This window comes from Streptomyces sp. PKU-EA00015 (genome assembly GCF_013387495.1).
Taxonomy (GTDB): domain Bacteria; phylum Actinomycetota; class Actinomycetes; order Streptomycetales; family Streptomycetaceae; genus Streptomyces.
This window is the reverse complement of sequence record NZ_JABZEE010000004.1, coordinates 38,688-52,891: the sequence shown is the minus strand read 5'-3', so window position 1 is coordinate 52,891 and position 14,204 is coordinate 38,688. Positions and strand designations below refer to the sequence as shown.

The 14,204-nt window shown below is 72.9% G+C and carries 12 protein-coding genes; 2 read left to right on the top strand and 10 right to left on the bottom strand.

Annotation, left to right across the window (positions count from 1 at the left end; genetic code table 11):
- Positions 1-132: 132 nt before the first annotated feature.
- The 6 genes from HW130_RS04045 to HW130_RS04020 form a co-directional block, all read right to left on the bottom strand.
- Positions 133-774, bottom strand: a complete 642-nt coding sequence (locus HW130_RS04045) for an ABATE domain-containing protein (protein ID WP_177147991.1) — start codon at positions 772-774, stop codon at positions 133-135.
- A gap of 48 nt (positions 775-822) precedes the next feature.
- Complete coding sequence (locus HW130_RS04040; RefSeq protein ID WP_177148139.1) at positions 823-1,038, bottom strand: DUF397 domain-containing protein; 216 nt, start codon at positions 1,036-1,038, stop codon at positions 823-825.
- Positions 1,039-1,159: 121 nt separating this feature from the next.
- Positions 1,160-2,326 carry a thiolase domain-containing protein gene (locus HW130_RS04035; RefSeq protein WP_177147990.1) on the bottom strand — a complete coding sequence of 389 codons (1,167 nt, stop codon included), beginning with the start codon at positions 2,324-2,326 and terminating at the stop codon, positions 1,160-1,162.
- Position 2,327: 1 nt separating this feature from the next.
- Positions 2,328-3,383: a thiolase domain-containing protein gene (locus HW130_RS04030; RefSeq protein ID WP_177147989.1), complete on the bottom strand. Its 1,056-nt coding sequence runs from the start codon at positions 3,381-3,383 to the stop codon at positions 2,328-2,330.
- Complete coding sequence (locus HW130_RS04025; protein WP_177147988.1) at positions 3,380-4,345, bottom strand: Zn-ribbon domain-containing OB-fold protein; 966 nt, start codon at positions 4,343-4,345, stop codon at positions 3,380-3,382. The genes HW130_RS04030 and HW130_RS04025 overlap by 4 nt, the downstream gene beginning before the upstream one ends.
- Before the next feature lie 122 nt (positions 4,346-4,467).
- Positions 4,468-5,277: a crotonase/enoyl-CoA hydratase family protein gene (locus HW130_RS04020; protein WP_177147987.1), complete on the bottom strand. Its 810-nt coding sequence runs from the start codon at positions 5,275-5,277 to the stop codon at positions 4,468-4,470.
- Positions 5,278-5,442: 165 nt separating this feature from the next.
- On the opposite strand from HW130_RS04020, the gene HW130_RS04015 reads away from it, so the two are divergent.
- Positions 5,443-7,098 carry an acyl-CoA synthetase gene (locus tag HW130_RS04015; protein ID WP_177147986.1) on the top strand — a complete coding sequence of 552 codons (1,656 nt, stop codon included), beginning with the start codon at positions 5,443-5,445 and terminating at the stop codon, positions 7,096-7,098.
- 81 nt (positions 7,099-7,179) lie between these two features.
- On the opposite strand, the gene HW130_RS04010 is transcribed toward HW130_RS04015, so the two are convergent.
- The 4 genes from HW130_RS04010 to HW130_RS03995 form a co-directional block, all read right to left on the bottom strand.
- On the bottom strand, positions 7,180-7,713 hold the full coding sequence (locus tag HW130_RS04010; RefSeq protein ID WP_177147985.1) for a VOC family protein: 534 nt from the start codon (positions 7,711-7,713) through the stop codon (positions 7,180-7,182).
- Positions 7,714-7,886: 173 nt separating this feature from the next.
- Positions 7,887-9,407 (bottom strand): alpha/beta fold hydrolase, encoded by a 1,521-nt coding sequence (locus tag HW130_RS04005; protein ID WP_177147984.1) that lies wholly within the window; start codon positions 9,405-9,407, stop codon positions 7,887-7,889.
- A 185-nt stretch (positions 9,408-9,592) separates the two neighbouring features.
- On the bottom strand, positions 9,593-10,018 hold the full coding sequence (locus HW130_RS04000; protein ID WP_177147983.1) for a contact-dependent growth inhibition system immunity protein: 426 nt from the start codon (positions 10,016-10,018) through the stop codon (positions 9,593-9,595).
- 119 nt (positions 10,019-10,137) lie between these two features.
- Positions 10,138-11,652: an acyl-CoA synthetase gene (locus HW130_RS03995; RefSeq protein WP_177147982.1), complete on the bottom strand. Its 1,515-nt coding sequence runs from the start codon at positions 11,650-11,652 to the stop codon at positions 10,138-10,140.
- Between the two features lie 145 nt (positions 11,653-11,797).
- On the opposite strand from HW130_RS03995, the gene HW130_RS03990 reads away from it, so the two are divergent.
- Positions 11,798-14,173: a penicillin acylase family protein gene (locus HW130_RS03990; protein ID WP_177148138.1), complete on the top strand. Its 2,376-nt coding sequence runs from the start codon at positions 11,798-11,800 to the stop codon at positions 14,171-14,173.
- Positions 14,174-14,204: the final 31 nt, after the last annotated feature.

The following is a 14,204-nucleotide window of genomic DNA, read 5'->3' as shown; positions in this document are numbered from 1 at the left end:
CACGGAGCCGCGCCGGGTCCGGCTCGTCCTGCGGCCGGCGCGCCGGGCGCCGCGTGAACCGGCGGGGCTCGCGGGCATCGCTGCGGCTCGGCCCGCGGAGCGGGCGTCCTGCGGACGCTCCGGGCCGGGCGGTCAGGACGTGGGCGTGCGGTGCCGTTCGTGGTGGCGGGCGACGCGCGCGCGGTTGCCGCACGAGGGCTTGCACCACTCCTGGCGCGGGTGCTCCTTGAGGAAGTACCGCACGCAGCGCGGTGCGAGGCAGGCTCGCAGCCGCTCGCGGTCGGGGCTCGCGAGGAAGGCGATCGCGGCGCGGGCGAGGGCGGCGGTCAGCGCCTCGTGCGCCGGAACCGTCCCGGTCGAGCGCGACACGACGACGGGAGCGGTGCCGTCGGCCCACTCGAGCCGCGGCACGACGGGCACGGTCGCCGCGGCGCCGTTGAGCCGCTCCAGGGCGTCGCCTTCGGGGAGCAGCCACCGTGCGTCGGCGGGACTCGGAGGACCCGGCCGCACGGCACGGGCGAACAGCGACCGGACGGCGGTCCGCAGATCGCGCACGGCGGTCAGGCTCGCCTCGTCGGCGACGAAGGCCGCCGCGCGGAACGGCTCAGGGACCGGCGCCCCGGCCGCCCCCGCACCGTCGAGTTCCTCCGCGTGCCGGCGGACCCACTCGGTCAGCCCCGCCGTCTCCGCCAGATCGTCGGCCACGCCCCCGCGTCCGTCGTGGCGGATCGTGAGGGCGAGGTCGAGTACGAGCGGGTGAGCGTGCGCGGCCATGCCGACCACCGTAACCCCGCTGCCGGACGGCCCACGCCGCCCGGTGCCTCAGGTCAGGTCGAACTCGCCCTCGCGTGCGTTCAGCACAAAGGCGCGCCATTCGGCGGGGGTGAAGATCAGTGACGGGTTCTCGGGCCGTCGGCCGTTGCGCATCGCGATGAAGCCCTCGACGAAGGCGATCTGGACGTCGCCCACTCCCTGGCTGCCCGACTGCCAGTCGGCGCCGCTGAGATCGAGCTCCGGCTTGTCCCAGCCCGAAAACATCTGCGTGGTAGTGGTGGTGGTGCTCTCGGCCACGTCCCTGCTCCTCCCGCATCGGCTCCGGGCCAGACTAGCGACGGCGCCCGGTCACGGACAGGGTGCGGGGCACGCGCCGCGCGCCGCGTCAGCCGGCGGGCGGTTCCGCTCCCACGAGCCACATGGAGAAGAACTGGGACCCGCCGCCGTAGGCGTGGCCGAGCGCCGTGCGGGCGCCGTCGACCTGGTGCTCCCCGGCCCGGCCGCGCACCTGCAGCGCCGCCTCGGCGAAGCGGATCATTCCGGAGGCGCCGATGGGATTGGCGGACAGCACTCCGCCCGACGGGTTCACCGGCAGATCGCCGTCGATCTCGGTCGCACCGGACTCCGTGAGCTTCCAGCCCTCGCCCTCGGCGGCGAAGCCCAGGTTCTCCAGCCACATCGGCTCGTACCAGGAGAACGGGACGTACATCTCGACGGCGTCGATCTCGCGGCGCGGGTCGGTGATGCCCGCCTGCCGGTAGACGTCGGCGGCGCAGTCCTTGCCGGCCCGGGGGGAGACGAAGTCCTTGCCCGCGAACATCGTCGGCTCGCTGCGCATGGCGCCGCCGTGCATCCAGGCGGGAGGCGCGGGGGAACGGGCCGCGCCCGCGCGGTCGGTCAGGACCATGGCGCAGGCCCCGTCGGAGGAGGGGCAGGTCTCGGAGTAGCGCACGGGGTCCCAGAGCATGGGCGACGCCTGGACCCTCTCCAGGGTGATGCCGTGTTCGTGCAGATGGGCGTACGGGTTCTTCAGCGCGTTGCGGCGGTCCTTGTAGGCGACGAGCGAGCCGATGGTGTCCGGTGCGCCGCTGCGCCGCATGTAGGCGCGTACGTGCGGGGCGAAGAAGCCGCCGGCCCCGGCGAGGAGGGGCTGCTGGAAGGGGATCGGGAGCGAGAGGCCCCACATGGCGTTCGACTCGGACTGCTTCTCGAAGGCGACCGTGAGGACCGTGCGGTGGACACGGGCGGCGACCAGGTCGGCGGCGACGAGCGCGGTGGATCCGCCGACCGATCCGGCGGTGTGGACGCGGAGCAGGGGCTTGCCGACGGCGCCGAGGGCGTCGGCGAGGTACAGCTCGGGCATCATCACGCCCTCGAAGAAGTCCGGGGCCTTGCCGATGACCACGGCGTCGATGCCGGCCCAGGTCAGCTGGGCGTCGTCGAGCGCGCGCTGGGCGGCTTCGCGGACGAGTCCGGCGATGGACACGTCACGGCGGGCGGCGACGTGCTTGGTCTGGCCGATGCCGACGACGGCCACGGGCTCATGGGGCATGTCAGGTCTCTCCTTCGAGGACGGCGACCAGGTTCTGCTGCAGGCACGGGCCGGACGTGGCGTGGGCGAGGGCCCGGTCCGACGCGCCGCGATGGATGCGGGCGGCGGCCTCGCCGAGCCTGATCAGGCCCGCGGCCATCACGGGATTGGCGGCGAGCGCTCCGCCGGACGGGTTGACCCTCACGCTGTCGTCGAGGTCGAGACTTCGCCGCAGGACGATCTCCTGCGAACTGAACGGGGCATGCAGTTCGGCGGTGTCGAGGGGCCGCTCGAACGCACCCGCGTGCCGGGCGGCCAGGCGCGTGGACGGCGAGTCGGTGAGGTCGCGCACTCCGAGCGCGTGGGCCTCGACACGGTGGTCGATGCCGCGTATCCACGCAGGCCGGGGGCACAGCCGACGGGCTGTGTCGCCGGCGGCGAGGATCACCGCGGCCGCGCCGTCGCCGACCGGCGGGCAGTCGGCGGCCCTGAGCGGCCGCACGAGGTGCCCGCCGGCGGGAAGCTCGCCCTTGAGCTGAGCGTGAGGGTTGGCGGCCGCGTCGGCACGGCTGCGCGTCGCCACCGCGGCGAAGGCGGACTCGTCGGCGATGCCCGCGTCCACGACCGCCTGCGCCTGCAGGGCGGCGAGGGCGACGGAGTCGGGCCACAGCGGGGCGAGGTAGTACGGGTCGAGCTGACGGCTCAGCACCGCGCGTACGTCGCCGGGCGAGGACTTGCCGTACGCGTAGACGAGCGCGGTGTCGGCCTCGCCGGTCAGGAGCTTCACCCACGCCTCGTACAGCGCCCAGGCGCCATCGGTCTCGACGTGCGACTCGCTGATCGGCGGCCAGGCGCCGACTCCGTCGAGGGCCATCGTGAAGGAGAAGGCGCGTCCGGCGAGGTAGTCGCTGGAACCGGAGCAGGTGAAGCCGATGTCCCCCGTCGTCAGGCCCGTGCGGGTGAGGACGTCGTGGAGGACCGGCATCAGCATCTCGACCTCGGAGACGTCGTCCGTGCGACGCCGGTGGTCGGTCTGCGCGAAGGCGACGATGGCCACGTCCCTGGCGTACCGCGTCACAGCAGCTCCTTGTACGTGTCGTAGTCGGCGTCGGGTTCGCCGGCCGGCCGGTAGTGGTCGGGGTGCCGCGCGCCGTCCCGCCACACCGGTTCGACGCGCAGGCCCATGCGCACCTGGTCGTAGGGGATGCCTCCGATGCGCCCGTGCAGCGCCAGGTCGGCGCCGTCGAGGGCGATGTGCGCGTAGACGTAGGGAACGTCGATGTCGAGGTTCGCCGTGTGCGTGGCCTTGATGTTGACGACGCAGAAGGTGGTCACTGTGCCCCGGGGGCCGACCTCGACCTGTTCGGAGGTCGCCACTCCGCAGGTCGGGCATGCGCCGCGGGGCGGGACGTACACCTTGCGGCAGCGCGGGCAGCGTTCGCCGACGATCCTGCGCTCGGCGAGCGCGGTGAGGTGGGCGCTCTGCGCGCGGCCGGGCGCGTAGGTGTAGTCGAGCCGGGCGGGCGCGACGATGCCGGTGACAGGGTCGGGGAAGACGCCGCTGTGCGTGCGGGCGGCCGCGGGGGCGTGCGGCTCCCCGGCGTGCGGCTCGAAGCAGGCGATGTCCGTGATGGCGCCGGTGCGCTGCGCGGCCCAGCGGATGCGCACCCGCAAGCCGGTGCGTACGGCGTCGGGACCGGGGGCGTCGAGCGCGTGCAGCAGGGCGGTGTCGGCGCCGTCGAGGCGGACGAGCACCCAGGCGAAGGGGGTGGCGAGGGGCTGACCGCGTCGGGGGTCCGGGTTCCAGGCCCAGGTCGTGACGGTGCCGGTGGCTCCGACCTCGACCAGGTCGCGCAGCTCGTCGGCGGTGACGGGGTCGTACTCGACGGGCGGGACGAGGACCTTGCCGTCGCCGGTGCGCACGCCGAGGACGGTCGTCTCGCGCAGGCCGGTGAGGAAGGCGCTCTGGACGGGGCCGAGGGAACGCGTGAAGGGGAACTCGACGACGAGGGGCGCGGTGAGCGCGGGGGTGGCGGTCATGGGGGCGGGCTCCTTGTTGCGGGGGTGGCGGTTCGGGCAGGGCCGCTGCGCGGGGCCGTTTTCCCACCCCGCCCTCCCCCTACGGCCTGGCGGCCGTAGGGGGAGGGCGGGGCGGGGAGGCGTCACGTCCGGCGGTACACCGGCGCGCGCTTCTCCGCGAAGGCCCGCGCGCCCTCCTTCGCATCGGCCGTGTCGAAGACCGGCCAGCCTCTCTTCAGTTCGGCGGCCAGGCCCTCCGCCTCGGTCATGTGGGCCGTCTCGTAGACGGACGCCTTGACGGCTTCCACGGCGAGCGGGCCGCAGGCGTTGATCTGTTCGGCGATGCCGAGCGCGGCCTCCAGTGCGGTGCCGTCCGGTACGACCCGGCCGACGAGTCCGATCCGCAGGGCCTCGCCGGCGCTGTAGGGGCGGCCGGTGAGCAGCATCTCCAGGGCGTGAGTGTGCGGGATCTGGCGCGGGAGCCGTACGGTCGAGCCCCCGATCGGGAACAGTCCGCGGCGGACCTCGAAGAGTCCGAAGGTCGCCCCTTCGCCCGCGACGCGGATGTCGGTGCCCTGAAGGATCTCGGTGCCGCCGGCCACGCAGTGGCCCTCCACGGCGGCGATCACCGGTTTGCGGGGGCGGTGGTGGCGGAGCATCGCCTTCCAGTGCAGATCGGGATCGGCCTTCATCCGGTCCCGGTACCGCTGTCCTTCCATGCCTTGTCCGGCCAGCGCCTTGAGGTCCATGCCGGCGCAGAAACTGCCGCCTGCGCCGGTGAGGACGACGGAGCGCACGGTGTCGTCCTCGTCCGCGCGCAGCCAGCCGTCGTAGAGGCCGACGAGCATCCCCATCGACAGGGCGTTCCTCGCCTCGGGCCTGTTGAGAGTGAGCACCAGTGTGGCGCCTTCGCGCCGCACGGTGAGGTGTTCGGTACCGCCGTCTCGTCCCATCTCGGGCCTCCCGTCCGGTGACCTGGAACAGGTTGCAGCAGGCCGAGTGCCAGTTCAAGAGTTTTCTGACAACCAGTCAGATTTGTTGTGCGGTGGGCCTTCCCCCTTGTGCCGCACGGCGCTCTAATGACGGCCGGGCCCAGTTCGCCGGGGACAGGAGGAGCGGTGGAGTACAACCTTGCCGATCTGTTCGAGTCGGTCGTCGACGTGGTTCCCGACCGCGAGGCCCTGGTGTACGTCGACCACCCCGGCACGGGCGCGGAACGCCGCCTCACCTACGCCGGACTCGACGCGGCGGCCAACCGCATCGCCCACCACCTGCTCGACGCGGGCCTTGAGCCGGGCGAGCACCTGGGCCTGCACCTGTACAACGGCGTCGAGTACCTGCAGACCGTGCTCGGCTGCCTCAAGGCGCGCATCGTGCCGGTGAACGTCAACTACCGCTATGTGGAGGAGGAACTGGTCCACCTCTACCGCGACGCGGACCTGGCGGCGCTCGTCTTCGACGCCGAGTTCACCGAGCGGGTCGCCGGGGCGCTGCCCCGTACGGAGGGGCTCCGCCACCTGGTGCGGGTCGGCACACCGCCCGAGGGCGCGCCCCGGCTGGACGCGGTGCCCTTCGCCGACGCCGAGGCGGCCGCGTCGTCAGGGCGGGGGTTCGCGCCGCGCTCGGGCGACGACCAGTTCATCATCTACACGGGCGGGACGACCGGCATGCCCAAGGGGGTGATGTGGCGCCAGGAGGACCTGTTCTTCTCGGGTCTCGGAGGCGGCGCGCCGACCGGGGAGCCGGTGTCGTCGCCCGGGGAACTGGCCGAGCGGGTCGCCGCGGGCGGCGACGGCATCACCTTCTTCCCCACTCCCCCGCTGATGCACGGCACGTCGACGCTCACGGCGTTCATAGGGTTCAACTTCGGCCAGCGGGTCGTCCTGCACCGCAAGTTCGTGCCGCACGAGGTGCTGCGCACGATCGAGCGGGAGAAGGTCACCAGTGTGTCCCTGGTCGGGGACGCGATGCTGAGGCCGTTGATCGACGCGCTGAGCGGTCCGCTGAAGGGCTGCGACCTGTCGTCGGTGTTCAGCGTCTCCAGCTCGGGCGCGATCATGTCGGAGACGGTGCGCGCCCAGTTCGCCGCTCTGGCCCCGAACGTGCTGCTGCTGAACAACTTCGGCTCGTCCGAGTCCGGGTTCAACGGCACCGCGACCGAGGACTCCGGCCCGGACAAGGGCTTCCGGCTGCGGGTCAACTCCCGTACGGCGGTGGTCGACCCGGCGACCCACGAGCCGGTGAAGCCGGGTGAGCCGGGTCGCATCGCCCAGCGCGGCCATGTGCCCCTGGGCTACTACAACGACCCCGTGAAGACGGCGGAGACCTTCTTCCGCCGCGACGGCGAGCGGTGGGTGCTGCTCGGCGACATGGCGACGGTCGACGAGGACGGCATCGTCACGGTCCTCGGGCGCGGCTCGCAGTGCATCAACACGGGCGGCGAGAAGGTGTATCCCGAGGAGGTCGAGCAGGCCCTCAAGTCCCATCCGGACGTGTACGACGCGCTGGTCGCGGGGGTTGCGGACCGGAGGTGGGGCAACCGTGTGGCGGCGGTGGTCCAACCGCGCGCGGGAGCCGCCGCGCCGACGTTGGAGGACCTGCGGTCGCACTGCCGCGGACGTCTCGCGGGCTACAAGATCCCCCGGCGGCTGGTGATCACCGAGGAGATCCAGCGCTCGCCCAGCGGCAAGGCGGACTACCGCTGGGCACGGGCAGTGGCATCGGGGCCGGGGCCGGGCCGGGACGCGGACCCGGAGCCCACGCCCCGGGACTGAGCCTGCCGGACCGGCCCAGGAGCGGCGCAGACCGGAGGGTGGCCGGCGGGCGGGAAGGGGGGCGCGTGGGTCCCGATTCGTTCAGTCGTCGGCGACGCTGTCGAGGATCTGCTCCCCGTTGAAGATGCCGAGCCGCTCCTGGTACAGCTCCAGCGGTACCCCGTTGGGGTCGTGCAGGTAGAGGCTCTCCTCGACTCCCCGGTCGGGCCCGGCGTACTCGACCCCGGCCTCGTCGAGCTTCTTGCGCGCGGCCGTATAGTGCTGCGCGTCCACCGACAGGGCCATGTGCTGCACGCCGCCGATCGTCTCCGTGGCCGGAGGGTGTTCGTGGCCGGGGAAGTCGAAGAACCCCAGCAGGTTGTTGTTGCCGATGTCGAAGAAGAAGTGGGTCGAACCGCGGTAGTCACGGTTCTCCACGATCTCCACGAGCGGAAAACCCAGGAACTCCTGGTAGAAGCGGATCGTCTCCTCCACGTCGCGACAGATGAACGCCACGTGGTGGACTCCGCGTGCGGTGGTCGTGGGCCGGTCGCCCGGGGCCCGCAGGTAGCGCTGCCGCAGCTCTTCGCGGCGGGCTCGGACGGCCTCGAGTGCGGCTCCCTCTGGCTGAGGCATCGCGGACTCCTTCACCTCGGGGTGATTGCGGGATTCAACTTCTCCTCGCCATGTTCCCCGTATACGCGCGAATACCGCCCCGCGCCCGGCCGGTACCGCCGCATTGAGTCCGTACGTACCAACCGGTCACGCGCCGGTGCGGTGCGTGACCGGCGCCGGCGCGTGCGCCTGCGTCAGATGCCGAATTCCTCCAGCGCGGCCAGGAACTGCGCCGGCCTGCTCTCGTGGACGAGATGCCCCGCCTCCACGGTGACCAGGCGCGCGCCCGGTATCCGGGCGGCGAGCGCGGCGAGCCGGTCCTGGGGGATGCCGCCGGCCGGTCCGCCGGCGATCACCAGGGTCGGGGCCTTGACCGTCGGGAGGCGGTCCCACCAGGCGGGATCGGGCTCGTTCAGCTCGGCGTCCGTGGCGGGCACGAGCGGCCAGTCGAAGTCCAGTGGCCCGTCGGGGCGGACCGCGGGCGGCCTCGGCGGGTCGAGCGGCAGCAGCGGCGGGGGCTCTTCGACCACCAGGCGGCGTACGAGCTCCGGCCTCTCCTCGGCGAGCAGCAGGGCGGCGGCGCCGCCCATCGAGTGGCCCACCAGGTCGACGGGCCCGAGGCCGAGGGCCGTGACGAAGGCGGCGAGGTCGTCACGGAAGGCGGCGAATCCGTAGCTGCCGGGCCACTCGCTCAGGCCGTGGCCCCGCAGGTCGACGGCGTACACGCGGCGGGTGGCGGCGAGCCGCTCGGCGACGTGCGTCCACTGGCCGCTGTTGCCGCATCGGCCGTGGGCCAGGACGACCGGCGGGGCGTCCTCGTGGCCCCACACGCGGTAGGCCAGCCGCACACCGCCCGCCTGCACGCTGTGCACGTCCGGGTCGAGGAAGGCGGCGACGGCGCGGGTGAAGGCGCCCGGGTCGTCCAGCCACGGGAAGTGCGCGGCACCCGCCTGGACGACGCAGCGGCCGTCCGGGAAGAGCGCGGCGAGTTCGGCGGCGCGGGCGGGGCGGGGGCCGCCGTCCAGTTCGCCCGCGAGGACGAGCACCGGGGCCCGCACACCGGCGAGCGCGGCCCTGACCGAGGCGGGATCGTCGGCGCCTTCGGCGTAGAAGTGCTCGATGGCCCCGAAGTTGAACTGGCTCTCCCTGGCGGCGGCATGGGCCCGGGCTGCCTCGTCCCACCGCCCGTAGGCGAAGGGCCGGACCGCGTCCCAGATCTCGGGGGAATCCTGTCCGCTCCGCAGCGCGTCGAGTGCGGCGATCCCGGCCTCGTACCAGGGTTCGTCCGACCGCAGCAGAGCCGCTTCCCGGCGGTCGTCGGGGGTTGCCGTGATGCCGACGGCACTCGTGTCGGGTGTGACCAGGGTGAGGGAGCGGACGCGCCCGGGACGGCGGGTGGCGTAGTACAGGGCCGGGCCGGCGCCCGCCGAGTGGCCGAGCAGATCGATGCGGTCGAGGCCCAGGTGCTCGCGCAGCGCCTCCACGTCGTCGGCCTGACGGTCCCGGCGGTAGCTCGCCGGATCGGCCGGGACGGCGGAGTCACCGGTGCCGCGCGGGTGCAGCAGCACCAGCCGGCGGTGTGCCCCGAGCCCGCCCAGGTCGCCGAGGTAGGCGGCGGCCCGCATCGGCCCGCCGGGCAGGCAGATCAGCGGCTCCCCGTCCCCCGTGGTCTCGTAGGCCAGCTCTGTCCCGTCGTACGTGCGGAAGATCCCCATGGCGTGATCATCGCCAGGTGGCCGGGCGGCCGCAACGGACTTACGCGGAGAGCGCAGCCGCGTCCGCGCGGCGTCATACGGGTCCGTGCGGGTCATACGGGTCCGTGCACATGCCATGACGGGGCTGCGGCGCGGGGCTGGATCGTTGAACCCTTGCGGATCCCTTCACCCACGCCTTCATCAGGTCAGCGAAGCGATTCGGGCCGCGCGACGAAGCGGGCAAGTTCCTCGGCGGCGCCGCCCGGCAGGTCGGCGACCGCTGCCTCCGGCAATGTCGTGATCACGGTGCGCAGCCGCGCGTCCAGGTCTGGCAGCAGGGCCCAGGCCGATGCGGGGGCATTGACGGCAGCGAGCAGCAGGTCGCCCTCGTAGAAGTAGGCGTCAATCAGCGGCTCATCGAGCAGCAGGCGCACTGCGAGGGGAAGGACGTACGGCAGTGCCACCTGCTGCGAGACGAGGGTGCGCAGATCCGCCGGACCGAGGTCGCCCAGGCGCACACGCCGCAACTCATGCACTTTGCGTACCAAGTGGGTCGCGTCAGCGGCAGGAGGCGTCCAGCGGGGTGGGTCCAGCTCATCGAGCGTGCGATCGAGGTGCAGCAGATGGTCCATGGGGTTCATTCTCACCGGACAAGCGCGCGGCAAGGCTGTCCGCGAGGTCGTCGTTGTTCACAGCGCACCGGCCGCCGAAGCCGGGCCGGCTCGGCGTCGAGGCCGAGCCGGCCGCGGAGCTACGCCTCCGGGGCCGCACTGAACCGGTCGCGCAGTTCGCGCTTGAGGATCTTGCCGCTGGCGTTGCGCGGGAGGCCGTCCACGAAGAGGACCCTCTTGGGCGCCTTGAAATGGGGGAGCTTCTCGCGCGCGTGGGCGATCAGTTCGGCCTCGGCGACCGTCTCGCGTGCCACGACGACGGCCGTTACCGCCTCGATCCAACGGTCGTCGGGCAGCCCGACGACCGCGGCCTCGGCGACCGCGGGGTGGGTGTAGAGGACGTCCTCCACCTGGCGCGAAGCGACGAGCACTCCCCCGGAGTTGATGACGTCCTTCACCCTGTCGACGACGGTGAAGTAGCCCTCGCTGTCGCGCACGGCGAGATCCCCGGAGCGGAACCAGCCGTCGCGGAAGGCCTCCGCGGTCTCCTCGGGCTTGTCCCAGTACCCCTCGCACAGCTGCGGAGAGCGGTACACGACCTCACCCGGCGTGCCGTCCGCGGCCTCCTTGCCGTCCTCGTCGACGACCTTCGCCTCGACGAACAGCACCGGACGGCCGCAGGAGTCCATCCGGCCCTCGTGCTCGTCAGGGCCGAGGACGGTGGCGAGCGGCCCGATCTCCGACTGCCCGAAGCAGTTGTAGAAGGCGAGTGAGGGCAGGTGGTCACGCAGCCGTTCCAGGACGGGCACGGGCATGATCGACGCCCCGTAGTACGCCTTGCGCAGTGCGCCGAGGTCGCGGGTGGCGAAGTCGGGGTGGTGGGACAGGCCGATCCAGACGGTCGGCGGGGCGAACAGGCTGTCGGCGCGCCCGGCTTCGACGAGGTCGAAGATCTGTGCGGCGTCGGGCGCGTCGAGGATGGTGTTCTCCGCGCCGACCGCGAGGTAGGGCAGCAGGAAGACGTGCATCTGTGCGGAGTGGTAGAGCGGCAGCGTGTGCAGGGGCCGGTCGCCGGGCTCGAGGTCGAGCGCGGCGATGGCGCTGACGTACTCGTGGACGAGCGCCCGGTGGGTCATCATCGCGCCCTTGGGCAGGGCGGTGGTCCCCGAGGTGTAGAGCAGCTGCACCAGGTCCTCGGCCTGTGGCTCCGGTCCGGCATGCCGGTAGGGCCGCGGCTCGGCCAGTTCGGCGAGGAGGGAGTTGTCGGCGTCGCGCAGCGGCCGGACCGGGGGCCCGGCGGGCAGGCGGGGCGCGAGATCCGGGTCGGCGAGGACGAGGGAGCTGCCCGACTGCCGCACGATGTAGGCGAGGTCGTCCCCGGTGAGGTTCTGGTTGACCGGCACATGGACGAGCCCGGCCCGCGCGCAGGCGAGGAAGGCGATCAGGTAGGCGTCGGAGTTGTGCCCGTAGGTCGCGACCCGGTCGCCCGGGCGCAGCCCGTGGCCGGCCAGGACCGCCGCGGCGGTGGAGACGGCGGCGTCGAGTTCGGCGTAGGTCCAGGTGCGTGCGGCGTAGCGGACGGCCGTGCGGCCGGGGGTGCGGCGGGCGCTGCGCCGTACGAGGGAGTCGACCGTGTTGTTGTGTGCCCCTGTCATGACGCGATCGTGTGCGGCCGGTGACGGTACGTCAAGAGTGCGGATACCGACCGGCCGGTTGACAGTTACCCCGGGGACTGACTGCATGGACCAACCCGCTTGATCCGCAGCTCCGTCGGGAGGGACCTTGCTCTTCCGCACCCGCATGGGACGGCTCGCCCTGACCGGTGTCGCCCTGTTGACCGCCGCGGCCGCGCTGCCGCCTCCTGCGGCGGCCGACGACCGTGACCGGCGCCCTTCGGGCGGCGGTCTGTCCGCCGTCATCCGCTACACCGAGCACGGCATCCCGCACATCGTGGCGAAGGACTACGCGGACCTCGGCTTCGGCACCGGCTGGGCGCAGGCCGCCGACCAGGTGTGCGTCCTCGCCGACGGCTTCGTCACGGTGCGCGGCGAACGCTCGCGCCACTTCGGCCCCGACGCGGCACCGGACGGCTCGCTGTCGTCCGCGACGAAGAACCTCTCCAGCGACCTGTACTTCCGCGGCGTACGTGACGCCGGCACGGTCGAGAACCTGCTCGCCACGCCGGCACCGGCCGGGCCCAGTCGTGAGGTGAAGGAGCTGATGCGCGGCTGGGCGGCCGGCTACAACGCCTGGCTGGAGCAGAACCGCGTCACCGATCCCGCGTGCCGCGACGCGGACTGGGTGGGTCCGGTGACCACGCTGGACGTCGCCCGGCGCGGCTTCGCCGTCGCGGTGCTCGGTGGTCAGGGCCGCGGCATCGAGGGCATCACGGCGGCGCAGCCGCCGGGCCGGACGGCGGGCCTGGCATCGGCCGCGCCCGGCGCCGAGGACACGGCGGGGGCGGCCCGGGAGCTCTTCGCCGCCGAGAACGCCGACATGGGCTCCAACGCGGTCGCCTTCAGCGGAAAGGTGACCGCGAACGGGCGGGGCCTGCTGCTCGGCAACCCGCACTACCCCTGGCAGGGCGGCCGGCGCTTCTGGCAGTCGCAGCAGACGATCCCCGGCGAACTGAACGTCTCGGGCGCGTCGCTGCTCGGCACGTCGGTCGTCAACATCGGCTTCAACGACAGGGTGGCGTGGAGCCACACCGTCGCGACGGGCGTCCCGCTGAATCTGCACCAGCTGAGCCTCGATCCGGCCGACCCCACCGTCTACCTGGTGGACGGGAAGCCGGAACGGATGACGAGACGGACGGTCACCGTGCCTGTCCGCAGCGGCGATCCGGTCATCCGCACGCAGTACTGGACACGGTACGGACCGGTCCTCACGTCGCTGGGGGCGTCGGTGCCGCTGCCGTGGTCGCGGACGACCGCGTACGCGCTCCACGACCCGAACGCACGGAATCTGCGCGGCTCCGACACCGCGCTCGCGTTCGGCAGGGCCCGCTCGACCGACGACATGGCCGAGGGCCTGCGGCGGACGCAGGGCCTGCCGTGGGTGAACACGATCGCCGCCGACTCGGCCGGACATTCGCTGTTCACCCAGTCCCAGGTCCTCCCCCGCATCACGGACGACCTGGCGCAGCGGTGTTCCACCCCGCTCGGGCGGGTGACGTATCCGGCGTCGGGTCTGGCCGTGCTGGACGGGTCGCGGGGCGAGTGCGGGCTGGGCAAGGACGCGGGCGCGGTGCAGCCGGGCGTCTTCGGCCCCTCGCGGATGCCGCTGCTGCGGGACGCGGCGTACGCCGAGAACTCGAACGACAGCGCCTGGCTCGCCAACGCGGACCATCCGCTGACCGGCTACGAGCGGGTCTTCGGGAACGTGGGGACGCCTCGGTCGCTGCGGACGCGCGGCGCGGTGGAGGACGTGGCCGCGATGGCCGGCCGGGGCGGGCTCACGGTGGCCGATCTCCAGCGGCAGCAGTTCGCGAACCGGGTGCCCGCGGCCTCGCTCGCCCTCGACGACATCGTGCGCGCCTGCCGACGGCTGTCGGCCGACCTGTCGCTGTCTGAGGCGTGCGACGTGCTCGACCGCTGGAACGGGGCGGCGGACACCGGCAGCCGGGGCGCGCTTCTCTTCGACCGGTTCTGGCGGGCGCTGACCGCGTCGGTGCCGGCGCCCGAGCTGTGGAAGGTCCCGTTCTCCGCGGCCGACCCGGTCGCGACGCCGAACACGCTGAACACCGATGCCCCCCCTTTCGCGAAGGCGCTGTCGGGCGCGGTGGCCGAGCTGCGGGCGGCGGGCATGGCGCTGGACGCGCCGCTCGGGCAGCACCAGTTCGTCGTACGGGGCGGGAAGCGGTTCCCGGTCCACGGCGGCACGGAGGCGCTCGGCGTGTGGAACAAGATCGAGGCCGGGTGGAACGCGGCGGCCGGCGGTTACTCCGAGGTGGTGCACGGGTCCAGCCACGTCCAGGCGGTGGGCTGGGACGGCGGGCGCTGCCCGGTGGCGCGGACGCTGCTGACGTACTCGCAGTCGTCGAATCCGCTCTCCGCGCACCACCGGGACCAGACGGAGCTGTTCACGGACGAGCGGTGGGTGACGTCACGCTTCTGCGAGCGCGACATCATGCGGTCGCCCGAGCTGGAGGTGGTGCGGGTGCGCGAGCGCGGGTGAGCCGCCTTGGCCGCCGGGGCGTCGCGGTGTC